This window comes from Streptomyces glaucosporus (assembly GCF_039533345.1).
Taxonomy (GTDB): domain Bacteria; phylum Actinomycetota; class Actinomycetes; order Streptomycetales; family Streptomycetaceae; genus Streptomyces; species Streptomyces glaucosporus.
The window spans coordinates 61,116-81,422 of the sequence record NZ_BAAATJ010000029.1 but is presented as its reverse complement, the minus strand read 5'-3'; the positions used below and the strand labels follow the sequence as shown (position 1 = coordinate 81,422).

Annotated in this window: 19 protein-coding genes; 5 read left to right on the top strand and 14 right to left on the bottom strand. The window is 78.0% G+C overall.

The genetic code is table 11. The features are described from left to right. From ABD358_RS24280 to ABD358_RS24240, 9 genes are all read right to left on the bottom strand, one after another. Positions 1-1,031, bottom strand: a 1,031-nt coding sequence (locus ABD358_RS24280; protein WP_486388655.1) for a nitroreductase family protein, incomplete at its 3' end; no start/stop codon positions are given. Positions 1,032-1,042: 11 nt separating this feature from the next. Then, entirely contained in the window at positions 1,043-2,428 is a 1,386-nt protein-coding gene (locus tag ABD358_RS24275) for a YcaO-like family protein (RefSeq protein ID WP_344633257.1), read from the bottom strand. Then, a complete protein-coding gene (locus tag ABD358_RS24270; protein WP_344633256.1) occupies positions 2,425-3,942 on the bottom strand; it encodes a CocE/NonD family hydrolase in 1,518 nt (505 codons plus the stop codon). Before ABD358_RS24270 ends, ABD358_RS24275 begins: the two co-directional genes overlap by 4 nt. Then, on the bottom strand, positions 3,939-4,865 hold the full coding sequence (locus tag ABD358_RS24265) for a hypothetical protein (protein ID WP_344633255.1): 927 nt from the start codon (positions 4,863-4,865) through the stop codon (positions 3,939-3,941). Before ABD358_RS24265 ends, ABD358_RS24270 begins: the two co-directional genes overlap by 4 nt. Before the next feature lie 84 nt (positions 4,866-4,949). After that, positions 4,950-5,063, bottom strand: a complete 114-nt coding sequence (gene amiA, locus ABD358_RS24260) for a streptamidine family RiPP (RefSeq protein WP_344633263.1) — start codon at positions 5,061-5,063, stop codon at positions 4,950-4,952. 73 nt (positions 5,064-5,136) lie between these two features. Beyond that, positions 5,137-6,006, bottom strand: a complete 870-nt coding sequence (locus tag ABD358_RS24255) for an ABC transporter ATP-binding protein (RefSeq protein ID WP_344633254.1) — start codon at positions 6,004-6,006, stop codon at positions 5,137-5,139. A 10-nt stretch (positions 6,007-6,016) separates the two neighbouring features. After that, a complete protein-coding gene (locus ABD358_RS24250) occupies positions 6,017-7,030 on the bottom strand; it encodes a FecCD family ABC transporter permease (RefSeq protein WP_425576409.1) in 1,014 nt (337 codons plus the stop codon). A 23-nt stretch (positions 7,031-7,053) separates the two neighbouring features. Further along, the gene (locus ABD358_RS24245) at positions 7,054-8,070 is read right to left on the bottom strand and encodes a FecCD family ABC transporter permease (RefSeq protein WP_425576408.1); all 1,017 of its coding nucleotides are present in this window, start codon (positions 8,068-8,070) and stop codon (positions 7,054-7,056) included. Positions 8,071-8,129: 59 nt separating this feature from the next. Beyond that, positions 8,130-9,119: an ABC transporter substrate-binding protein gene (locus tag ABD358_RS24240; RefSeq protein ID WP_344633252.1), complete on the bottom strand. Its 990-nt coding sequence runs from the start codon at positions 9,117-9,119 to the stop codon at positions 8,130-8,132. 141 nt (positions 9,120-9,260) lie between these two features. Here ABD358_RS24240 and ABD358_RS24235 point away from each other — a divergent pair, with 141 nt between their 5' ends. From ABD358_RS24235 to ABD358_RS24220, 4 genes are all read left to right on the top strand, one after another. Then, positions 9,261-10,538 carry a hypothetical protein gene (locus ABD358_RS24235; RefSeq protein ID WP_344633251.1) on the top strand — a complete coding sequence of 426 codons (1,278 nt, stop codon included), beginning with the start codon at positions 9,261-9,263 and terminating at the stop codon, positions 10,536-10,538. 175 nt (positions 10,539-10,713) lie between these two features. Further along, a complete protein-coding gene (locus ABD358_RS24230) occupies positions 10,714-11,502 on the top strand; it encodes a hypothetical protein (protein ID WP_344633250.1) in 789 nt (262 codons plus the stop codon). A 206-nt stretch (positions 11,503-11,708) separates the two neighbouring features. Next, positions 11,709-12,572 carry a (2Fe-2S)-binding protein gene (locus tag ABD358_RS24225; RefSeq protein ID WP_344633249.1) on the top strand — a complete coding sequence of 288 codons (864 nt, stop codon included), beginning with the start codon at positions 11,709-11,711 and terminating at the stop codon, positions 12,570-12,572. Between the two features lie 237 nt (positions 12,573-12,809). Then, the gene (locus tag ABD358_RS24220; protein WP_344633261.1) at positions 12,810-13,838 is read left to right on the top strand and encodes a DUF2637 domain-containing protein; all 1,029 of its coding nucleotides are present in this window, start codon (positions 12,810-12,812) and stop codon (positions 13,836-13,838) included. A gap of 169 nt (positions 13,839-14,007) precedes the next feature. Here ABD358_RS24220 and ABD358_RS24215 read toward each other — a convergent pair whose 3' ends face one another. The 5 genes from ABD358_RS24215 to rsgA form a co-directional block, all read right to left on the bottom strand. Beyond that, complete coding sequence (locus tag ABD358_RS24215; RefSeq protein WP_344633248.1) at positions 14,008-15,297, bottom strand: protein phosphatase 2C domain-containing protein; 1,290 nt, start codon at positions 15,295-15,297, stop codon at positions 14,008-14,010. Between the two features lie 32 nt (positions 15,298-15,329). Further along, positions 15,330-15,875, bottom strand: a complete 546-nt coding sequence (locus ABD358_RS24210; RefSeq protein ID WP_344633247.1) for a methylated-DNA--[protein]-cysteine S-methyltransferase — start codon at positions 15,873-15,875, stop codon at positions 15,330-15,332. After that, positions 15,872-17,392, bottom strand: a complete 1,521-nt coding sequence (locus ABD358_RS24205) for an AlkA N-terminal domain-containing protein (protein ID WP_344633260.1) — start codon at positions 17,390-17,392, stop codon at positions 15,872-15,874. The genes ABD358_RS24210 and ABD358_RS24205 overlap by 4 nt, the downstream gene beginning before the upstream one ends. A gap of 209 nt (positions 17,393-17,601) precedes the next feature. Continuing rightward, complete coding sequence (locus ABD358_RS24200) at positions 17,602-18,207, bottom strand: hypothetical protein (RefSeq protein ID WP_425576407.1); 606 nt, start codon at positions 18,205-18,207, stop codon at positions 17,602-17,604. Between the two features lie 43 nt (positions 18,208-18,250). Next, positions 18,251-19,348 carry a ribosome small subunit-dependent GTPase A gene (rsgA, locus tag ABD358_RS24195; protein WP_344633245.1) on the bottom strand — a complete coding sequence of 366 codons (1,098 nt, stop codon included), beginning with the start codon at positions 19,346-19,348 and terminating at the stop codon, positions 18,251-18,253. A gap of 443 nt (positions 19,349-19,791) precedes the next feature. Between rsgA and ABD358_RS24190 the strand changes: the two genes are divergently transcribed. Beyond that, the gene (locus tag ABD358_RS24190; protein WP_344633244.1) at positions 19,792-20,253 is read left to right on the top strand and encodes an SPW repeat protein; all 462 of its coding nucleotides are present in this window, start codon (positions 19,792-19,794) and stop codon (positions 20,251-20,253) included. Positions 20,254-20,307: the final 54 nt, after the last annotated feature.

The following is a 20,307-nucleotide window of genomic DNA, read 5'->3' as shown; positions in this document are numbered from 1 at the left end:
GCGGCGGCGGCCGCGGCGCGGACGGCGCCCAGGGAGGCGGGGTCCACGGCGCCGGCCAGGGGCGGGGGCGCGCTGCGCCGGGCGAGGAGGTCGCCGGTGGCGGGGGCGGGCCGCACCGGCGGCGGCGTCCACCAGTTCTCCCCCGGATCCCCCTCCGGGCCGGTCCTCTCGTGCGGGGCGGCGGTCAGGGCGCGCAGGACGGCCCCGGCGCTCCCGTCCCCGCTGTCGCCTCCCGCCCTCCACCGGTGCCGTCCGTTTCCGGCGCCGTCCGCCCAGCGCGTCAGGTGCCGCGCCCCCGGCGGAACCTGACGCGGCGTCAGGGCAACGGCCGTCACGGGGTGCTCGTCCCCCTCCCCCGCCGGGTGGTCCAGTCCGGCCGCGGCGGCGAGCAGCGGGCCGGACGCGTCCGGGCAGACGGCCGGGCGCACGGCCGTCCCGGTCTCCCCGAGGGCGCGGGCCGCCAGGGTGAGCGCCGCCGCCGCGTGCCCGGCGTCCAGCAGCAGCAGCGGCCAGGCGCGGTGGCCGTAGTGGGCGGACGTGCGCCGGGGCGTGACGGTCAGGACGGCGACCGCGCCCGGCGGCGCGCCGGCGGGGGCCGGGCCGCGGGCGTGGACGCGGTGGGTCAGGGGGTCGTAGGCGTAGCGGCCGGGCGGCAGCGGGCAGCCGGGGCCGACGAGGAGGTGCGCGGCCACCGGGTGGCGGCCGCCCGCCGAGGGGTGGGGCCGCGCTCCGCCGCTCCGCCCGGTGGCCGCCAGGGAAAGCCGCAGCACCGGCTCCAGGGGGAGTTCGCCGGGGCCGGCCGCGGGGACGGGCAGGGCCGGTCCGGGCCGGGCGGGGACGGGCGGGCCGGGGTCGCGGTCCGGTCCGGGTTCCTCGGGCGAGCGGGCCCGCGCCAGGGCGGCGGCCACCACCGCGTGCGCCCGTGCCGCCCGTGCCGCGGGGGCCGCCGGGCCGGTCCGGGGTGCCGGGGTCACCGGGCCGGTCGGGGTCACCGGGCCGGTCGGGGTCGCCGGGTCGGTCGGGGTCGTCATGGGGTCGTGCCTCACATGTGCGGCGGCGGGGCGAGGGTGAAGTCGTCCGGCGCGCCGGGGGCCTCGGTGCGCCAGCCGCGGGCGAGCGGGGCCTCGGCGAAGCGGGGGCAGCCGTAGTAGGCGAAGGCGGCGGGCGCGTTGGGGACGAGTCCGGAGACCAGGACGCGTGCCACCCGCAGTTCCGTCTCGGCGACGTCCTCGGTGGTCAGGTCGAAGGCGACGACGCGCCGGCCGTCGGCGCGCAGCCGGGCGTCCAGCGCCGCGCGGCTGCCGGGGGCCACCTCGCCGATGCCCCCGGTGCCGTGCGCGGGGTGGGTGAAGCGCCGTGCCAGCGGAGCCGTGCGGTCGTCCAGCCACACCTGGACGTGCGCGCCCAGGTCGCGCACGGCCGCGAAGTGCTCGCCGCAGTCGTCGAGGTAGCGGCGGTCGGCTCGGTGGTCCAGGTACAGGCCGCGGGCGAGCAGTCCGGCCTCGACCGCCCGGAACACCCAGCCGTCGGCGTCGGTGAGGCCGAGGGTGAACACCCAGGTGTGGACGGCCTCCAGGACGGCCTTGCGGGCGGCCTCGGCCGGGTCGAAGCGGCAGGCGAACCCGGCGGCGCGGATGCCGCGCCGCGGGTCGTGGACGAGCGCGGCCATGCAGGGCGCGTACTCCGAGGGCATCTCCACGATCCACGTCTCCAGGCCGGATCCGGCGAGGTCGGCGGTGAGGCCGGGGACGCTGTCGGGGTCGATGCCGCGCGCGGGTCCGCCCAGGTGCCACCACAGCTCCAGCGCGTCGCGTTCGACGACCTCCAGCAGCGCGCGTTCGACGGCGTCGTCCAGTCCCCGCCCGGTGGCGATCCCGGCGTAGTTGAGGTGGTGGGTGCGGGGCAGCGACCGCAGGTCGCCCTGGCGCCAGTTGAGGTGGGTGAGCGACACCGGCGCCCAGCACTCCCGTGTGCCGTCGGCGGTGGTCTCCTCGCCGCGCGTCCACAGGGCGGGGGTGTCCCCGGTGAGGGGGCGGTAGGGGAAGCGGGGGCGGTCGTACTGCCAGGGGGCGTACCGGGGCACGTCGCCGGGCCCGTAGAGCCGCAGCCCCTTCTCCGCCAGTTCCCGCGCGGTGGCGCGGAGGGGCGCGTCCGGGTGGCCGGGCGGGGGCACGCGGTTGCCGCAGTAGCGCTCGACGGCCTCGGCGACGGCGGCGGTCCGCGCTCCGCCGGGGTCGCCGAAGGTGGTGCCGAGCGCGACCCGGTCGGCGGGCCAGGCGCCCAGCCGCCGGGCGTCGGAGACCTCGGCGGTGACGGCGGTGTAGCGGGGCGGGGCGCCGTCGGGGTGGTCGACGGGCGCCACGGCGCGGACGATCCCGCACACGGGGTCGACGAGGGAGTCGAGCGGCAGGGCCGTCGCGGGGCTCATCGGCAGGTCTCCTGGAGGGGGTCGAGGGAGTCGGCGAAGGTGCGGGGCGCGATCGCCGGCAGCAACAGGGCGCTGCCGTCCGGCCGCACCGACCGGCGGGAGGGGCGCGTCCGGGTGGCGGTGACGGGGTCCTCGCCGGTGTGCGGGTTGCGGGCGTGGGCGGGGAAGTGGTGTCCGGCGATCTCCAGCCGCAGCCGGGTGCCGGCGGGCAGCCGGCGGGCCAGCGGGCCGAGGCGGACGCGGATCTCCTCCTCCCGGCCGGGGGCGCCGCCGCGGCGTTCGACGCCCACCGCGAGGAGTTCGCCCGCGCCGCCGGGGGTGAGGGCGACCAGCCGGGCGGCCCAGTCGGCGGACGGGGTGTCGGCGGTGGCGCGCAGCCGCACCCCGGCCTCGCCGAGCAGGTCCAGCGGGCGGGGCAGGGGCGGTGAGACCAGCAGGCAGCGGTCGGGGACGCCGGTGGTGGGGACGGCCAGGTCGTCGGAGCGCACCGGCCGCAGGGGGTCTGCGGTGAACTCCCCTCCGCGCGGCATCCGCAGTCCGGCGCGGTCGCCGAAGCGGTACGGGGCGGGGTGCCGGGCGGAGGCGTCCGGCGGCAGCCACAGCGCGCTGCCGCCCAGGGCCACGGCGCCCGACCGGCCGGGGGCGAGGCGTCCGGTCAGTGCGGCCCGTGCCCAGCGCGTGTACAGCTCCCCCAGGTCCAGCCGGTGTTCGGGGCGGGCGCCGGGGCCGGGGCCGGCGGTCAGGGCGTGGCCCCACGGTCCCATCAGCAGCCGGGCCGGCGCGGCCCAGCGGCGCCACAGGTCCAGGGTGTCGGCGGCGAAGGGGTCGTGGGCGCCGCCGACGGCGAGCAGCGGGACCCGGGCGGTTTCGGCGGGGAGGGGGGTGCGGCGGGCCCGCCACACCCCGGGCCAGGACGGCAGGTCGCGTCCCAGCCGCCGGGGCAGGTCCGTCAGGGGGAGGTGGCCGAGCAGGCCGGGGTCGCGGTCGAGGGCCTGTTCGAGGGCCTTGTCGTCGCTGTCGCGGCGGTCGCCGTGGGCGGCCCACCAGCCGGCGCGGGACAGCAGCCGTTCGCAGCCCGACGGTTCGCGGGCGGTCTCGGCGAGGCCGAGGGCGGGTACGGCGGCGATCACCGCGTCGGCCCGGGCGGCGGGGTCGGGGTGGAGGGCGAGCACCAGGGCGCAGTGCGCGGCGTAGGAGGCGCCGGAGGCGACCAGCCGGCCGTCGCACCAGGGCTGTTCGCGTATCCGGCGCGCGGTGGCCGCGCCGTCGTCCGCCTCCCGGTCGTAGGGCCGCCACCGTCCGGCCGAGCCGTGCCGTCCGCGGACGTCCTGGGCCACCGCGGCGAATCCGCGGCGGGCCCAGCCGCGGAGTTCGGCGTGGTGGCGTTCGCGGCCGTAGGGGGTGCGGATCAGGACGGCGGGGAACGGGCCCGCGCCGTCCGGCAGGCACAGGTCGCCGGCGAGCGCGGCGCCGTCGGGGGCGGTGCACGGGAAGGGGCGTATGAGGGGGGTCATGCCGCGCTCCGGGGACGCGGCAGGGGTGCCGGCGGCGTCGGCAGGGGCGCGACGTCGGGCACCGGGAGGACGGGGTGCTCGGTGACGGTGAGGCCGTTCAGGTCCACGCGGCGCAGCCGCCGCCGGGCGGGCGGGGAGCCGGGGGCCGGGTCCGGGAAGCCGCCGCGGGCCCAGGCGGCGAGGTCGCCGGCGAGGAGGGCGGCGGTCAGCGCGGCGGAGGCGGGGGTGGTGAGGCGGTCGTCGCCGGTGATCCGCTCGCCGTCCCAGTAGGCGGCCAGTTCGCGGTGGGCGGGGGTGGCGGCCAGCCGCCGCAGCCGCACGTGGGCGGAGGTGACGTCGCCGGCGGTGACGGCGGGCGGTTCGATCCACACCTGGCGGCCCTCGCGGTGGCAGCGCAGCCAGGCGGTGCCGAGGGCGGGCAGCCGGTCGGCGTCGTCCCACAGGCCGGGGGGCACCGGGCCGTCCAGGCACCACACGACGGCGGCGGGCCGCCCGGCGCCGGGTCCGCCGCCCCGGACGAGGGCGGCGACCTCCTCCGGCGCGGCCGTGCGGGGCGCCGCCCCGGCGGTGCGCAGGCACTCGGCCAGCGGCGCGGTGAGGACGGCGTCCCCCAGCAGCCAGACCGTGCGCAGCGGGGCGGGCCATCCGGTCCGGGGGCGGTCCCCGCCGGGGCCGGTGCGGGTGTATCCGGCGGAGGCGAACGCGGCGAGCAGCCGGCCGAGGCCGGGCGGGACGTCCTCGGCGCCGTCGGGGTCGCCGTGGCCGCCGGCGTTCCCGGCGCCGGAGAGCCGGTCCAGCAGGAGCCGCTCGGGCACGCCGCCGGTGGCCACCCTCAGGAACTCCCCGTCCGCCGTGCGGACGGCCGGTCCCCGGCCGGGGACGGCGACGACGGCGACACCGGGCGCGAGCCGGGGGTGGGTCACGGTTCCTCCTGGGTGGGTGGTTCGGGTTCGGGGGCGGGCCCGCCCGGCCGGCTGGGAAGGAGGAGCCGGGCGGGCCCTGGGGTCTTACTCCTCGCCGTCGTCGAAGGGGTTCTCGACGAGGGCGTTGGAGTGGGTGGCCGAGGCGTGGGCGAGCTGGCCCGGGTCGGCGATCGGGGTGAAGACCTTCTCCTGCTCCAGGTGCTCCATGGCGGATTCCTCCTGATGGGTCGTCGGGATGACGCGACACCCGTTCGAGTGCCGCACGCACACACTAATGAAAATGATTGTCAGACTCAAGAGGGATCGGGTGGTCCGGGTAGCACACCGGCCAGCCGCCCTCGGGGTCCCGGCCCACCCGGCCCGCCACCCCCAGGACACCGGCGAGCAGCTCCGGGGTGACGACCTCGGCGGGCGGCCCGTCGGCGGCCACCCGCCCGTCGCGCAGGGCCACCAGCCGCTCGGCGAACCGGGCGGCATGGGCGAGGTCGTGGAGCACCATCACCACCGTCAGGCCGCGCTCGGCGCGCAACCGCACGACCGTCCCCAGCACCTCCAGCTGGTGCCGCAGGTCCAGGTAGGTGGTGGGCTCGTCCAGCAGCAGGACGCGGGTGTCCTGGGCCAGCGCCATCGCCAGGCGCACGCGCTGCCGCTCGCCGCCGGAGAGGGAGTCCACCGGGCGGTCGGCCCAGTCGGCGACCCCCGTGTCCGCCAGCGCCCGGCGGCAGACCTCGTCGTCGCCCTCGCGGAGCATCCCCAGCGGGCCGCGGGCGGCGTACCGCCCCTGCCGCACGAGCTGACGCACCGTCATCCCGGGGACGGCGGGCGCGGACTGGTGGAGCAGCGCCACCCGGCGGGCCGCCGCCCGGCGCGAGAGCCGGGCCAGGTCGTCCCCGCCGAGCAGCACCCGCCCGGCGGACGGCCGGAGCAGGCCCGCGGCCAGCCGCAGCAGCGTGGACTTGCCGCAGCCGTTGAGCCCGACCAGGGCCACCAGTTCGCCCGCGCCGATCCGCAGGTCGACGCCGCGCAGCACCGGCCGCCCCGGATAGCCGAAGCGGACGCCCTCGATCGTGATGTCCGTCCCCCCGCCGGGGGCGGACGGCTCCGGGAGGCGCTCCGCGGGACGGAGCACGGGTTCGGTCATGTCGCTTCCTTCAGGAGTCGTGTCCGGGCGAGCGGCGCACCACGAGCAGCAGCAGGGCCGCGCCCGCGCAGGTGGTCAGCGCGCCGACGGGCAGGGCGAGGCGGTCGGCGCCGAGGGCCTGCGCGAGCAGCGGGGAGAGCGTCTGGGCGGCGGCGTCGGCCCCGCAGACGACCGCCGCGCCGGTGAGCGCGGCGCACGGCAGCGTGATCCGCAGGTCGGCTCCGGTCAGGGCGAGCGCCAGGTGCGGCACCAGCAGGCCGACGAAGCCGAGCGCGCCGACGGCCGCCACGGCTCCGGCGGTCAGCGCCACCGCGCACACCAGGGCCGCCGCGCGGGCCCGTCCCGGGGCGAGTCCGGCCGCCGCGGCCTGCTCGTCGCCGCAGCGCAGCAGCGTCAGCGGCCCGGCCAGGAACCACGCGGCCGCCGCCCAGGCCAGGGCCCAGGGCCACAGCAGGTGCCAGTGCTGCCAGACCCGCCCCTCGGTGGTGCCCACCAGCCACTGCACGACGCTGCCCAGCTCCCCCGGCGCGACCAGCAGCACCATCGCGGTGAGCCCGGACAGGACGGCCGAGACCAGCACCCCGTGGACGGCGGTCGCGGCGGGGTCGCCCCGCTCGCGTCCGGCCAGCAGCCACAGCAGCCCCGCCCCGGCGAAGCCGCCGGCGCAGGCGGCGGCCACCACGGCCGCGGGGGACTCCCAGCCCGCCAGGCCCAGCCCGGTCGCGGTGACGGCGCCGAGGACGGCGCCCGGGGTGACGCCGGTGACCTCCGGCCCGGCCAGGGGGTTGCGCAGCGCCGACTGGAGGACGAGTCCGGCCACGCCCAGGCAGGCCCCGGCGGCCAGCGCCACCAGCAGCCGGGGCAGGCGGAGCCGGAGCACCACGTGGCGGGCGGTGGGGTCGCCGCCGCCCAGCAGCACCTCCCACACCTGGGCGGGCGTCAGGGAGCGGCCGGCGATCAGACCGGCGCAGGCCGCGGCGGCCACGAGCGCCAGCAGCAGCGCCAGACGCCGCCCCGGCCGCACGGCCGTGCCGGACGCGGGCGCGCTCACCGTGCCGCCTCCGTCCCGGTCCGCGGCCCCGGCGCGCCCGCCGGGGTCTCCGCCGGCGCGTCCGTCCGCCGCCGCCCGGTGCGCAGCAGGGCCACGCCCGCCGGGACGCCCAGCAGCGCCGTCCAGGCGCCCGCCGGGGTCTCGACCGGGGCCAGGGCCAGCCGTGCCGGAAGGTCGGCGCAGACGACGGCCGCCGCGCCCCAGGCCGCGGACTGCGGGAGCCACCGCACGGCGTCGGCGTCCGGCAGCAGCCGCCGGGCCAGGTGCGGGGCGAGGAACCCGACCCAGGCGACCGGGCCGCACACCGCCACCACCGGGGCGATCAGCACCACGGCGACGCCCAGCGCGGCCAGCCGGGCCCGCCGCGCCCGCACCCCCAGGGCGAGGGCGTCGTCGTCTCCGAGGCGCAGGACGGCGAGCACGGGCGCGCACAGCACCAGCGCGGGGACCGCGATCAGCAGCCACGGCCACAGGCCGGCCACGTCGTCCCAGGTGCGGGCCGACAGACTGCCCAGCAGGTAGCGGTAGATGAGCTGGAGGTCGAGCTGGTCGGCGAGCACCATCAGCACCAGCAGCGCGGCCTGGAGGGCGGCGGCGACCGCGGCCCCGGTGAGCAGGACGGCCGAGGGGCCGCGCCCGAACCCGGCCGCCAGCAGGGTCAGCGCGCCGCCGAGCGCCGCGCCCGCCAGGGCGAGTACCGGCTGGAGGAGCGCCGGCACGGTCAGGCTCAGCACCAGTGGCGCGGCCACGCCCAGGGCGGCCCCGGAGGAGACGCCGAGCATCTCGGGGACGGCCAGGGGGTTGCGCAGCGCCTCCTGGAGGACGAGTCCGGCCGCGCCCAGGCAGGCCCCGGCGAGCAGGCCCAGCACCAGCCGGGGCAGCCGCAGTTCGGTGACGACCACGCCCGCGAGGCCCGCCTCGCCGCCGTCCCCGCCCGTCAGCGCGGCGGGCAGGTCCCACGGCGCCAGGGGCGGGGTGCCCAGGCACAGGGCGCACACGGAGGCCGCCGCCAGCAGCAGGACGAGGACGGCCCACCGGCGGGTCGGCCGGCGGGTCCGCTGACGGGCCGCGCTCACCGCAGCGCGGCCGTGGCCTCGTCGAGGACGAGGCCGAGCGAGCGGGTGCCGCGTCCCTTGGCCCAGACCTCGGAGTCGACCTCGTGCACGTCGCCGTTCTCGACGGCGGGGATCTTCGACCACAGGGGGTTGCCGGCGAGCTTCTCGGAGAGCTTTCCGTCGCTGTCGCCGAAGGAGAGGGTCTCGACGAAGAGCACGTCGACGTCGCGGGCGAGGATCTCCTCCAGGCTGTAGCCGCCCTCCACGCCTCGGGACTCCCACGGGTAGTGGGAGATCTTCGGGAAGAGCCCGGCGGCCACGTCGGTGCCGGGGGTGGCGACGCCGAAGTTCTCGTCGCTGCCGTAGATGATCAGCGCGGTCTTGTCGCTCCGCTTCTTCTCGGCCTTCGCCAGGGCGGCGCGGAAGCGCTTCTCGGCGGCCTCGCCCTGCTCGGTGCGGCCGGTGAGGGCGGCCAGGGCGCGCAGGTAGCCGACGCTGTCCTCCCAGGTCTCGGGCTGGACGGGCCAGAAGACGGTGGCGTCCTTCAGGGCGGGGGCGAGCTTGCCGTGGGTGTCGCCCAGGCCGATCACCAGGTCCGGTTCGTGGGAGAGGATCGCCTCGGTCTCGGGGGCGAGGAAGCCGCCGGGTATGACGGGGATCTTCTCCGCCTTCTCGGGTCCGAGGAAGTCCGGGTGGGCGAGCAGCGCGGAGTTGGTGGCGACGGGCGTCATGCCGAGCTCGGTCAGCATGTCGTCGCACAGGGCCACCAGGCAGACGACGCGGCGGGGTTCGGCGTCGGTGGCGACGGCGGCCCCGTCGGGGCCGGTGACCTTCCGCGCGGGCTCGATGGGTTCGACCGCGAGCTTCGTTCCCGGCCCGGCGCCGGCGCTCTTTCCGGCGGAGGCCGTCCCGTCCCCCGTGCCGCAGCCGGCGAGCAGGGCTCCCAGCAGGGCCAGCGCGGCGGCGGCCCGGAGGCGGCGGGTGGTGTGTGTCGGCGGACGTCTCATCGGCGACTCCCGGTTCTCTCGATTCCCGTACGGCGGACGGGTGTCGGGGCGTGCGCGGACCCCCGGGACACCCGGCACCGGATTCTCACACGATAATCGTTATCAAAACCAATTCGCCGCCGTTCCGGAGGTTCCCCGCCCATGACCACCCCGTCCACGACCGCCCCGCCCGTGCTGGTGGCCGCCGACCACGTCGCCGGTGCCGTCCACCTGCTGGCCCTGCCCGGGGGCAGACCGCTCGCGCACCTGACCGGTCGTCACATGTCCGAGCACGCGGGATTCCTGGCCCTGCCCGGCGACCGGGTGGCGTTCGTGGACGACCGGGCGGGCGAGCTGGTGGTGCTCGCCCCGTTCGAGGCGGCGCGCGGCGGGGACCCGGTCGCCGCCGCGGTCCCGGTGGCCGTCCCCGCCGAGCACCTCGCCGCCGACCCGGCCGGACGGCACCTGGTGGTCACCACCGGCCTGGGGCACGCGGAGGAGCCGTGGAGCGACCTGCTGACCGCCGTGGACCTGGCCGCGCCGGGCGGGCCGCGCGCCACCCCGGTGCGCACCCGGGTGGGCGAGCCGGGCGCGGCCGTCCTGGGAGGCGGCGGCCCGGCGGACGGCCCCCTGGCCGTCGTGCGGCACCGCGAGCCCGGCTCGTGGGACGTCCACCGCCACGCCGACCTGCTCGCGGCCGGGCCCGGCCGCCCCGCCGTCGAGCCGCGCGAGCGCCTGGCGCTGCCCGGGGACGGGCACGGCGACGCCCACGACCCGGTCACCGGGCGGCTGTTCGCCGCCACCGGCTCCGGGGTGCACCGGGCGCGCCGGTCGGGCGGCCGGCTGGTGGCCGAGCCGCCGCTGCCGTGGGCGGCGGACGGCCGCGACGGCGGGCGCGGCTACTTCCTGCGGATCGATCCGCGCCGGCGGCTGCTGTGGTCCTGCCTGCGCGGCGGCCCGGCGGACCCCGCCGACTGGCCCGACTGGACCAACGACGCCTGGTGGCACCACCTGGACACCGGCCGCACCGGCCGGGTGGAGCTGGGCAGGGGGCTGGTGTTCCGGATGGCGGTCGCCGGGCGCCGCGTGGCCTTCGCCCGCTGCCACCCCGACGGCGACGAACTGGTGCTCCTGGCCGCCGGCCCCGCCGGGACGGGGCGTCCGCGGATCGCGGCCCGGGTGCCGCTGCCGCCGATGGAGGGCGCGCCGCGGCGCGGCGGGACGCCCTGGGACGGGGTGCAGCGGCGGGCTCTCGCCGCCTCCCCCGGGGCGCCGTGGGTGGCCGTCTCCCGGGGCGGCCACGGCGAGGTCCACCTGTTCCACGCGGAAAGCCGCGCCGAGCGGGCGCGCCTGACCCTTCCCACCCCGCTGGACGAGGGCGGCCGTCTGGCGCTGCTCGCGCCGGGCGACGGCGCGCACGGCGATCCGGCCGGGCGGTGACGCGCCGACCGGGCCTCCCCCGCATGATCTCGGCGGCCCGTTTATCACACCAACGGCGTCTCAAGATTGTGAAACCGTTCACACTTTGCCCCCGGCGGCGCTACCGTTCGTGCTGAGGTTCGCTCACATCCGGCTCGACGGCGCGCTTGGGGAGGGCAATGTGGCGGAGACCGCCATGTCACGTTCGGTACGGCTGGAGGGCTCGGACGGTGAGGCGGGCGGCGACCCCCTCGGTCTGGCGGTGTGGCGGCTGAGATCGCGCGGGTGCTGGGAGGACGCGGCGGCGCTGCTGGAGCCGCACGTCGGGAGGGAGGACACCTCGGCCGCGCTGCGGCGGGCGGCGCTGCTCGTCGAGCGCTGCATGTTCACCGGGGGCGGCTGGGAGCGCGCCGAGGAGGCGCTGCGCACCGCGGAGGCGCTGGCGGGCACGGACGGGGAACGGGGCGCGGCCGCCTGCGAGCGCGGGCACCTGGCCTACGCCTCCACGGTGCTGGGCGTCCGCGACCGGGCCGACGAGGCCCGCGCCGCGCTGGGCCGGGCCGCCGCGCTGCTGCCGCCCGCCTCCCCCCGGCGGGCGCTGCTGGACTTCCGGCGCGGGCTGATGACCGAGCACTTCGGCGATAACCCCCAGTCGGCGCGGGCGGCGTACCACCGCGCGCACGCGGCGGCGGTCTCCAACGGCGACCTGCTGCTGTGCTCCTTCACCTGGCGGCACCTGGCCGGACTCGCCCTGCGCGGGGGCGACACGGCCGAGGCCCGGCACGGTTTCGCCGAGTCGCTGCGGCTCCGGGAGGAGCTGGGCTACCTGGTGGGCATGGCCCCGGCGCTGGTCTCCCTGGCCGAGGTCCAGCCGGGGCCGGAGGCGGAGCGGCTGCGGGCCGAGGCGCGGCGGCTCTTCCGCCTGCTGGGCGGAGTGCCGGCCTGGCTGGCCGACCGGCTGGAACCGCCCGGGCCCGCGGCCTGACCGGCCGGGAACCGGCTGGGCCGCCTGCGTCCGCCCGGGTCCGCCGCCCGCCCGGGACGCCCGGGAGGCGGCGGGCTCCGGCGGAGACGGCGTGAAGCCTCCGGTGTGACGCGCGCCACTCCGGCCGCAGGAGGCGTGATCACTCCGGGGTCGACTACGGTAAGGTAAGCCTTACCTGTTAACGACCTGGATCCGGTGGTACCCGCATGGCCATGTGCACTCTCGCCCCGGCGCCCAAGACGTCCGCCGCGTCGCCCTTCGCCGCCGCCTACTCCCGGCTGGCCGAGGTCCTGCCGAGCCTGCGGGTCACCGAGACCGGCCGCGGGAACCGGCCGCCGCGCGGCGGGGGCTGGGTGGGGGCCGCGGAGCTGGCCGAGGGCGGTGCCGCCCTGGACGCCTTCCTGGCCTGGGACGACGAGCAGGTGCGGCGCGACTACGGGGAGCGGGCCCGCCCCGACGTGGTCGCCAGCTTCGGGCTGCACCGCTACGCGTGGTCCGCCTGCCTGCTGGTCACCGTCCCCTGGTTCCTCCACCGCCGGGTGCCGCGGGTCCCGGTGGACGCGGTGTCCTACGACCGCGCGTCGGGCCGGATGTCCGTGCGGATCGACGAGTTCTCCTGCCTGCCCGGCGACCCGGCCCGCCGGCTGCCCGGCGCCCGCGTCCTGCCGGACGAGGAGGCGCTGCGCGCGGCCGTGCGCGAGTCCGTCGCCGAGCACCTGGGCCCGGTCCTGGACGCCTTCCGGCCGCGCATGCGCCGCGGGCCGCGCGCGCTGTGGGGCATGGCGACGGACGAGATCACCGAGGGCCTGTGGTACGTCGGCCACCTGCTGGGCGAGGAACGGCGCGCGATGGCCGAGGCGGAGCTGCTGCTGCCGGGCTCCGTCGCCCCCTACCCGCAGGGCGCGGGCTTCCGGGAGCTGTCCGGGCCGGACGGCGAGACGTTCCCCACCCGGGACCGGGCGAGCTGCTGCCTGTTCTACACGCTGCGCCCGCAGGACACCTGCGTCACCTGCCCGCGCACGTGCGATGCCGACCGCGTCAAGCGACTGAGCGGGTCGGCCGCCGCCTGACCGTTCCCGACCGCTTCCATAACCTGTCGGTTTCGATCTCCTGACCGAATATCGTCAGTGGGTTCGGCTCGCTACACTCCTGTTCGCGCGTTCTGGCCACCGATGGCGGTTTCTTGGGCTCAACGGCCTGCCACACAATCTGTTTTCCGCCAGGATGCTGCGCGTCAACGAAGCCAATGCGAGCACGGCGGGGCCGGTCCACACGGCATGCCGCCAGGCAAGGGACACCCCCGGATGATGACGGACATATCGATGAACTGGGTGCTGCCGGGCGCCGTACTGCTCCTCGGCGCCCTGGTGGCGGTCTTCCTGATGGGCCGTGGCAACGGCCGCCACCGCAACGAGGACGAGAACGCCGACTCCTGGGAGCGCATGGAGGAGCGCCGCCGCCGCAAGGAGAGCGTCTACGCCGTCGCCTCCTACGTCCTCCTCTTCTGCTGCGCGGGAGTCGCCGCCGCCCTCTCCTTCCGCGGTCTGGTCGGCTTCGGCCGGGAGAACCTGGGGCTCTCCGGCGGCTGGGAGTACCTGGTGCCCTTCGGACTGGACGGCGCGGCGATGTTCTCCGCCGTCATCGCGGTCCGCGAGGCAAGCAACGGCGACGCCTCCCTCGGCTCCCGGCTGCTGGTGTGGCTGTTCGCGGGCGCCGCGGCGTGGTTCAACTGGGTCCACGCCCCGCGCGGCGACGAGCACGCCGGCGCCCCGCAGTTCTTCGCGGGCATGTCGATCGCCTCGGCGATCCTCTTCGACCGCGCCCTGAAGCAGACCCGCCGCTCCGCCCTGCGCGAGCAGGGACTGGTGCCGCGTCCGCTGCCGCAGATCCGCGTCGTGCGGTGGCTGCGGGCTCCCCGCGAGACCTACGCCGCCTGGTCGCTGATGCTGCTGGAGGGCGTGCGGACGCTGGACGAGGCGGTCGACGAGGTCCGCGAGGAGCGGCGCCGCAAGGAGCAGGAGCGGGCCCGCGCCCGTGAGCAGAAGAAGCTGGAGCGGGCCCGGCTGCGGGCGATCAGCCGCGGCCGGCTGCCGCACCCCGGCGACGACGGGCACCAGGTGGAGCTGGAGCGCGACGCGGGCGGCGCGCAGCCGGGCCGGCCGCGCGCCGCGCTCGGGGCCGCGGACGAGTCCGGTGGCGGCACCGGCGCGGACGGGCTGCGCAAGGTCGACCCGCCCCGTCCGGGCGGCTCGTTCGACGCGGACGACAGTCTGACCAGTCCGCGGCTGGACTCGCTGGAGGCCAAACTCGCGGCGATCGAGAAGCAGTTCGGCTGACACGAGCCCGCCCGCCGCACTCCGGCCGGCCGCCCCCGCCCCGGTCCGCGCCCCGCGGACCGGGGCGGAGTGCGTCCGGGGGCGGGACGCGTCCGGACCCGCCGCGGCGGGTCCGGGCCGGCGCGAGGGTCCGGGTCGGCGCGAGGGTCCGGGCCGGTGCGGCCGCGGGTCAGTGCTCCCAGACCGCGGCGGCCGTGCGGTCCCCGGAGTGGCCCTCGGCCCTCAGCTGCGCGTCGGCCAGGAAAGCGGCCAGCCCGGGGGGCTCCTGGCCGGCCCAGCGCTCGGCCAGCCGGTCGGCGAAGGCCCGCTCGTCCCGCATCGGCCCGGCTAGGCCCGCGCTGCACAGCAGCAGGGTGTCCCCGGGGCGGGCGAGGGACGTCCGGAAGCGGAACGGCCCGGGCATCGCGGGAGCGGGCCCGGGGTCGGGGACGAGGCCGCCGTCCCCCGGCTCCCCGGGGCGGGCCGCGTCCCCCGGGCCCGTCCCCTCCTCGCCGGAGCCGCTTCCTCCGCGTCCGCCGGGCTCGATGTCCTGCCACATCCCGTCCCGCAGCCGGAACAGTCCGCCGCCGCCCACCCCGAAGAACACCCGGATCCGGCACTCGGGATCGGCGGACAGCAGCAGGCAGCGCAGGTCGGCGGTGTACTCCCCGGCCTCCAGGCCCAGTTCGGCCGCGCGGGCGCGCAGCCGTCCGTAGCCCCGGCCGGTCAGCCGGTGCAGCCCCGACTTCAGGTCGCCCCGGCGGGCCGCGCGGATGTCCTCGGCCAGCCGGGCGTGGCTGTGCCCGACGGCCGACCCCACCCACCGGCATATCTCCCGCGCCGCCCGGTGGGCCTCGATGGAGGTGCGGGGGCCGGTGGCGACGGCGACCAGCAGCAGCGCGTCCTCGCCGCTGCCGAAACGGGCGGTGAGCAGGGCGTCGCGGCGCGGCTCGCCCCGGTAGCGGGACGCGTCGCCGCGCAGGGAGGCGGCGCGCAGGGTGAAGGACCCGTACCGCGCCCCCTCCAGCACGGTGTCGGGCGTCAGGCCGTCCAGTCCGCCGGGGTCGGCGGCGGGCAGGGCGGTGGGCTCGGGCTCGTAGGCGGGGGGACGGTCGCCCACGAAGTCCGGGACGGGAGCGGGCGCGGCGGGGGCGGGCGAGGCGGCCCCGGGAGGCCCGGAAGTCCCGGCGTCCTGCGGCGGCCGGGAGTTATCGGGTGTTCCGGGGTTCTCGGGTGTTCCGGGACGCGCGGATTCCCCGGGGGCTTCGGGGGTTCCGGGCTCGTCGGGAGTCCCGCCGGGCCCGGCCGCCTCACCCGGCTCCGGGGTCCGGGACCGGGCCACACCGACCGTGCCGGCGGCGGAGTCGAAGCGCTCGTCGACGCTGTCGCCCGCCGGCGCGCGGCCGGTGTCCGGCGCGTCCTCGTCGTAGAGCCGGCCCCACCAGTCGGACCGCTCCGCGTTCTCCCCCTGTCGGCTCATGCCCCCGATTGTCCATGCCGGCGGCGGGCGGGTCACCCGGCCAAGTCCCGCGTGTCGGTGGCGCGTCGGGGCGGGGGACCGGAGGAGCCCCCGGACCGGAGCACCCCTTCGAGGGCGAGCAGCCGCCGCTTGCGGTCCAGCCCGCCCGCGTACCCGGTCAGCGAGCCGTTCGCGCCGATGACGCGGTGACAGGGCCGCACCACCAGCAGGGGGTTGGAACCGACCGCTCCGCCGACGGCCCGCACCGACCGCGGTTCCAGGCCGGCCATGGCCGTCAGCTCCCCGTAGGTGACGGTGGCTCCGTAGGGGATGCTCTCCAGGGCAGCCCAGACCCGCTCGCGGAACTCCGAGCCGCGGGCGGCCAGGGTGAGCCCGAACTCCTTCAGCTCCCCGGCGAAGTAGGCGTCGAACTGCCGGACCGCGTCGGCGAAGGCGGCGTCGTCGCGCCGCCAGTCGGGCAGCACCCGGGCACCGCCCTTCTGGCCGGGCACGGTGACCGAGGCCAGCACGCCGGGTTCGGGTCCGGCGATCAGCAGTTCGCCCAGCGGGCTGGGGTGGACGGTGTAGAGGGTGCTCATCGTGTCTCCGTGGTCGCGGTGTTCCGGGGGATCGCGGACACCGGGTTCGGGGGTGCCGGGAACGAGGAGGCCCGGGGGCGCCGGGCCTCCTCGTTCCACAGGTGGTGGAGGGCGTAGGAGCGCCAGGGACGCCAGTTCCCGGTGTGCTCGGCCGTCGCCCCGATCCGCGCCAGTCCGCGGCGGACGCCCTCGTCGCTGGGGAGGAGGACGTCCGGATCGCACAGGGCGCGCATCCGTATGAGGGCGGCCGTCCGCGGGCCGACGCCGCGCAGCGCGAGCAGGGTCCGCTCGGCCTCGTCCCGGTCGGCGCCGGGGTCGAGGACGACGGCGCCGTCGGCGAGGGCCGCGGCGACCGAGCGGACCGCCTCGCGCCGGCTGCCGGACATGCCCGGTTCGGTCAGGGGGGCGTCCGCCAGGACGCCGGGGTCGGGGAAGAGGTGGGTGAGGGAGCCGTCGGGCGCGGGCAGCGGCTTGCCGTACGCCGCGACGAGGGCGCCCGTCAGGGCGCGGGCCGCGTCCGCGGCGAGCCGCCGGCCGAGCACGGCGCGCACCGCCAGTTCGTGCGGGTCGGCCGCGCCCGGCGAGCGCAGCCCGGGCAGCCGCCGCACCAGGGGGCCCAGCAGCGGGTCGGCGCCCAGGCGCTCGGCGACGGCGTAGGGGTCGGCGTCGAGGTCGAACAGCCGCCGCACCCGCTGGACGGCGGTGGTCAGGTCCCGCAGGTCGGTCAGGTGGAGGCGGCACGGCAGCCAGCCCCCGCCGCCCGCTTCCCCGACCTCCGCTATCCCGTGCCCGTACGGCAGGGCCAGGGTGCGGCGATAGGTGCGGGCCCCCGGCTCGCCGGTGACCTCCTCGACACCGGGGACGGCCCCCCGCTGGAGGAAGTCGAACACCGCCCCGGTGGCGTACGGCCCCCGGTGGGCGAGCCGCAGCGCCACTCCCCCGCCCTCGGCGGCCGGGCGGCCGCGGCCGGCCGCGCGCAGTTCGCGCGGTGTGCGGGCGTGGATCTCGCGGATGGTGTCGTTGAACTGCCGCACGCTGGCGAAGCCGGACGCGAAGGCGATCTCGGTGACCGGCAGGGCCGTCGTCTGGAGCAGCACCCGCGCGGTGTGCGCCCGCTGCACGCGGGCCAGGGCCACGGGCCCGGCGCCGAGTTCGGCGGTGAGCTGGCGGCGGACCTGGCGGACGCTGTAGCCCAGGCGGCGGGCCAGTCCTTCGACGCCCTCGCGGTCCACGACCCCGTCGGCGATCATCCGCATCGCGCGGCCGGTGAGGTCGGCCCGCACGTTCCACTCCGCCGAGCCGGGCACGGCGTCCGGGCGGCAGCGGCGGCAGGCCCGCAGCCCGGCCCGCTGGGCGGCGGCGGCCGAGGGGAAGAAGCGGACGTTCTCCCGTTTGGGGGTCACCGCCGGGCAGCTGGGACGGCAGTAGATGCCGGTGGTGAGCACACCGGTGAAGAACACGCCGTCGAACCGCCCGTCCCGGCTGCGGACCGCTTCGTACCTGCTGTCGTCGTCCATCACGCGATCCAGTGTGCGCCGCCGGACGCCTCGTCACTGGCGGAAATCGGACACGGCACCGGCCCCCGCGCCGGGCGCGGGGGACGGGCCGGACGGCCGCCGTACGCCGCCGGATCGGCTGGACGCTGGTCGAGGCCGGCCTGTGCCTGGTCCACTCCGGCCGCGGCGCGGCGGCTCCGTGACCGCGGGCCCGTCGCGCGGGATGGGCGTCAGCGCCCCGGAAGCCGCTGGAGCAGCCCCCAGGTGAACTCCGCGATCACCTCGTGGCGTCCGCCCTCCCGGTCCGGGGCGGTGAAGGCCAGCCGCCAGCGGGAGGGGGCCGAGCCCTCCATCGGCCGGGCGGGCGCGAAGGCGCGGGCGACCTCGTCCACCGTGCAGCTCCACGGCCGCAGGTCCTCGACCGTGCGCAGGTCGGGGCCGGCCGCGCCGGGGGCGCGGACCAGCCACTCGTTCCACACCGCCCCGCCCGGCGCGGTCAGCACCTCCAGGCGCAGGTCGGGCCAGAGCGGCACCGGCCAGCGCAGCGCCCGGCAGTCCAGGTCCCCCACGCGGCGCGGCTCCACCGCCTCGGGCTCGCCGAGCACCGACCGGTAGCGGGCCACCGCGCCCCGGCCGTACGGGGAGCGGCCGCCCGCCGACTGCCACGCCTGCCAGCGGCGGTTGGCCTCGCGCATCTCGGTCCGGCCGGCGTCCAGCTCGCGCAGCGCGTCCAGGACGAGACCGGGCTGGAAGTCGGCCATCCGGCGCAGCAGGACGAGCTGGAACTGCCGGGGGCCGAAGGGTTCGGCGGGGGTGTCGGGCCTCACCGGCCCCACGGTAGCCGCCCCGGCCGGTTCCGGCCGGGGCGGCGGCGGACGGTCACCGCCGGGGGCCGCGCTTGCGTTCCACCATGTGGCGGCCGAGAGCCTGCTTCAGCTTCCAGTCGCGCCGCAGCTCGGCGCGGAGCCGGGCGTCGGTGCGGGCCGCGAGGTACTGGTTCTCCCTCAGCAGCTTGCGGTAGCTGTCCAGACGGCGTTCGGGCAGGTCGCCGTCCTCGACGGCGGCGAGGACGGCGCAGCCCGGCTCGGTGGTGTGCGCGCAGTCGTGGAAGCGGCAGTCGCGCGCCAGTTCCTCGACGTCCGCGAAGGTCCGGCCGAGGCCGTCCTCGGCGTCCCACAGCCCGACGCCGCGCAGTCCCGGGGTGTCGATGAGGACACCGCCGCCGGGCAGGGGGAACAGTTCGCGGGCGGTCGTGGTGTGCCGGCCCTTGCCGTCGCGCTCGCGGGTCTCCGCCACGGCCGAGACCTCCCGCCCGGCCAGCGCGTTGACCAGGGTGGACTTGCCCGCGCCGGACTGTCCGAGCAGGACGGCGGTGCCGTCGGCGAGCACGGCGGCCAGCACGTCCAGCCCCTCCCCCGTGACCGCGCTGACCGGCAGCACCGTCACACCCGGCGCCACCGCCCCGGCGTCGGCGACGGCGTGGTCGGCGTCCGGGGCCAGGTCGGCCTTGGTGAGGACGACCAGCGGCCGGGCGCCGCTCTCCCAGGCGAGGGCGAGGAACCTCTCCAGCCTGCCGAGGTCCAGGGGAACGGCGAGCGAGACGGCGATCACCGCGTGGTCGACGTTGGCCGCCAGCACCTGGCCCTCGGAGCGCTTGGAGGAGGTGGAGCGTACGAAGGCGGTGCGCCGGGGCAGTACGGCGCGCACCTCGGGGAGCCCGCCGGGGCCGGGGCCGAGGGCGGCCCAGTCGCCGGTGCACAGGGCGTGCGTCGGGTCCGGGCCGGCGACGGGCGCGGTGTCGGCCCGGACGGTGCCGTCGGCGGTGACCGCCTCGCACCGGGCGCGGTCCACGCGGACCACGCGGGCGGGGGTCAGGCCCTGCCGCAGGTGGGGGGCGAAGGCCTCGGCGGTGTGCTCGTCCCAGCCGTAGCGGGCGAGCGGATGCGCGAAAGCGCGGGTGGCGTCGGAAACGCTCACGGTGGATGACCCTTCGGGGAAGGGCGGTCCCGGCGCGCGGGTGCGCGGGGCTGCCTGCGTCGGCAGCGGTGGTCAGCCGGGGACCGCGGAGGTGGAACGGACTGGCCGGTGCTCGTGGGCGGAGCCCACGGCGGCGACGGTGACGGCGACTGCCATGTCCCTCACCTCCCGTTCCTTCCTCGTCCGGCCCTTGTCCGCGCCGGTGCGGCGACCGGTGCGGGCCTGTGCGCGGAGCCGGGGTTCGTGCCCCGTCTCCGCCTTCCCGGTGTTCTCCGCCGCCGACCCTAGGGCGGCGCCCTCCCCCTCGCCACTCTTTTTCCGGACCGTCCACGCCTCCGGCCGTCCGCGGCGGCTCCTTTGCGTGGCCCGCCGGGGAGACACAAGAGGCCGAATAGGTGAAAATTGGGGTGGAAGGGAGTAAATCTCTAAGGAGGTGGCTCCAGATGGCCACACCCACGTCACGCATCGAAGAACACCCCGACTTGGTGGAGATGCGTGCGCGCTACGCTCAGGCGGCGGCGACCCCCACCGCCCGGGGGCTGGAGGCCCTGACCGTGCTGTCCGGCCTGTACCTGGCCATCTCACCGTGGATCGTGGGCTTCGACGGGTTCACCAGGCTGGCCGTCAACAACCTCGTCTGCGGTATGACGCTCGCGCTGCTGGGCCTGGCCTTCGCCACGGCCTACGAGCGCACCTACGGCATGAGCTGGGTCCCGGCCGCCATCGGCGCGTGGCTGATCGTCTCCCCCTGGGTCGTGGCGGGGGAGGTGGACACCACCCGCACCGTCGTCAACAACGTGATCGTCGGTGCCCTGGCCATCCTTCTCAGCCTGGCGCTGCTGGCCATCGGCCGGCGCGGCGGGCACAGGACCGCCCAGGGCGGCGGTGGCCGCAGGAGGAGGTGACCGGAAGTCCGGGCGGCCCTCCGGCCCGGGGCGCGCGCCGCGCCCCGGGCCGCG

Bases quoted from the DNA above. Each gene is read 5' to 3' on its own strand.
- ABD358_RS24240 (WP_344633252.1), bottom strand. From the start codon at position 9,119: ATGAGACGTCCGCCGACACACACCACCCGCCGCCTCCGGGCCGCCGCC.
- ABD358_RS24270 (WP_344633256.1), bottom strand. From the start codon at position 3,942: ATGACCCCCCTCATACGCCCCTTCCCGTGCACCGCCCCCGACGGCGCC.
- ABD358_RS24235 (WP_344633251.1), top strand. From the start codon at position 9,261: ATGACCACCCCGTCCACGACCGCCCCGCCCGTGCTGGTGGCCGCCGAC.
- ABD358_RS24255 (WP_344633254.1), bottom strand. From the start codon at position 6,006: ATGACCGAACCCGTGCTCCGTCCCGCGGAGCGCCTCCCGGAGCCGTCC.
- ABD358_RS24210 (WP_344633247.1), bottom strand. From the start codon at position 15,875: ATGAGCACCCTCTACACCGTCCACCCCAGCCCGCTGGGCGAACTGCTG.
- ABD358_RS24205 (WP_344633260.1), bottom strand. From the start codon at position 17,392: ATGGACGACGACAGCAGGTACGAAGCGGTCCGCAGCCGGGACGGGCGG.
- ABD358_RS24215 (WP_344633248.1), bottom strand. From the start codon at position 15,297: ATGAGCCGACAGGGGGAGAACGCGGAGCGGTCCGACTGGTGGGGCCGG.
- ABD358_RS24225 (WP_344633249.1), top strand. From the start codon at position 11,709: ATGGCCATGTGCACTCTCGCCCCGGCGCCCAAGACGTCCGCCGCGTCG.
- ABD358_RS24230 (WP_344633250.1), top strand. From the start codon at position 10,714: ATGTCACGTTCGGTACGGCTGGAGGGCTCGGACGGTGAGGCGGGCGGC.
- ABD358_RS24220 (WP_344633261.1), top strand. From the start codon at position 12,810: ATGACGGACATATCGATGAACTGGGTGCTGCCGGGCGCCGTACTGCTC.
- ABD358_RS24275 (WP_344633257.1), bottom strand. From the start codon at position 2,428: ATGAGCCCCGCGACGGCCCTGCCGCTCGACTCCCTCGTCGACCCCGTG.
- ABD358_RS24190 (WP_344633244.1), top strand. From the start codon at position 19,792: ATGGCCACACCCACGTCACGCATCGAAGAACACCCCGACTTGGTGGAG.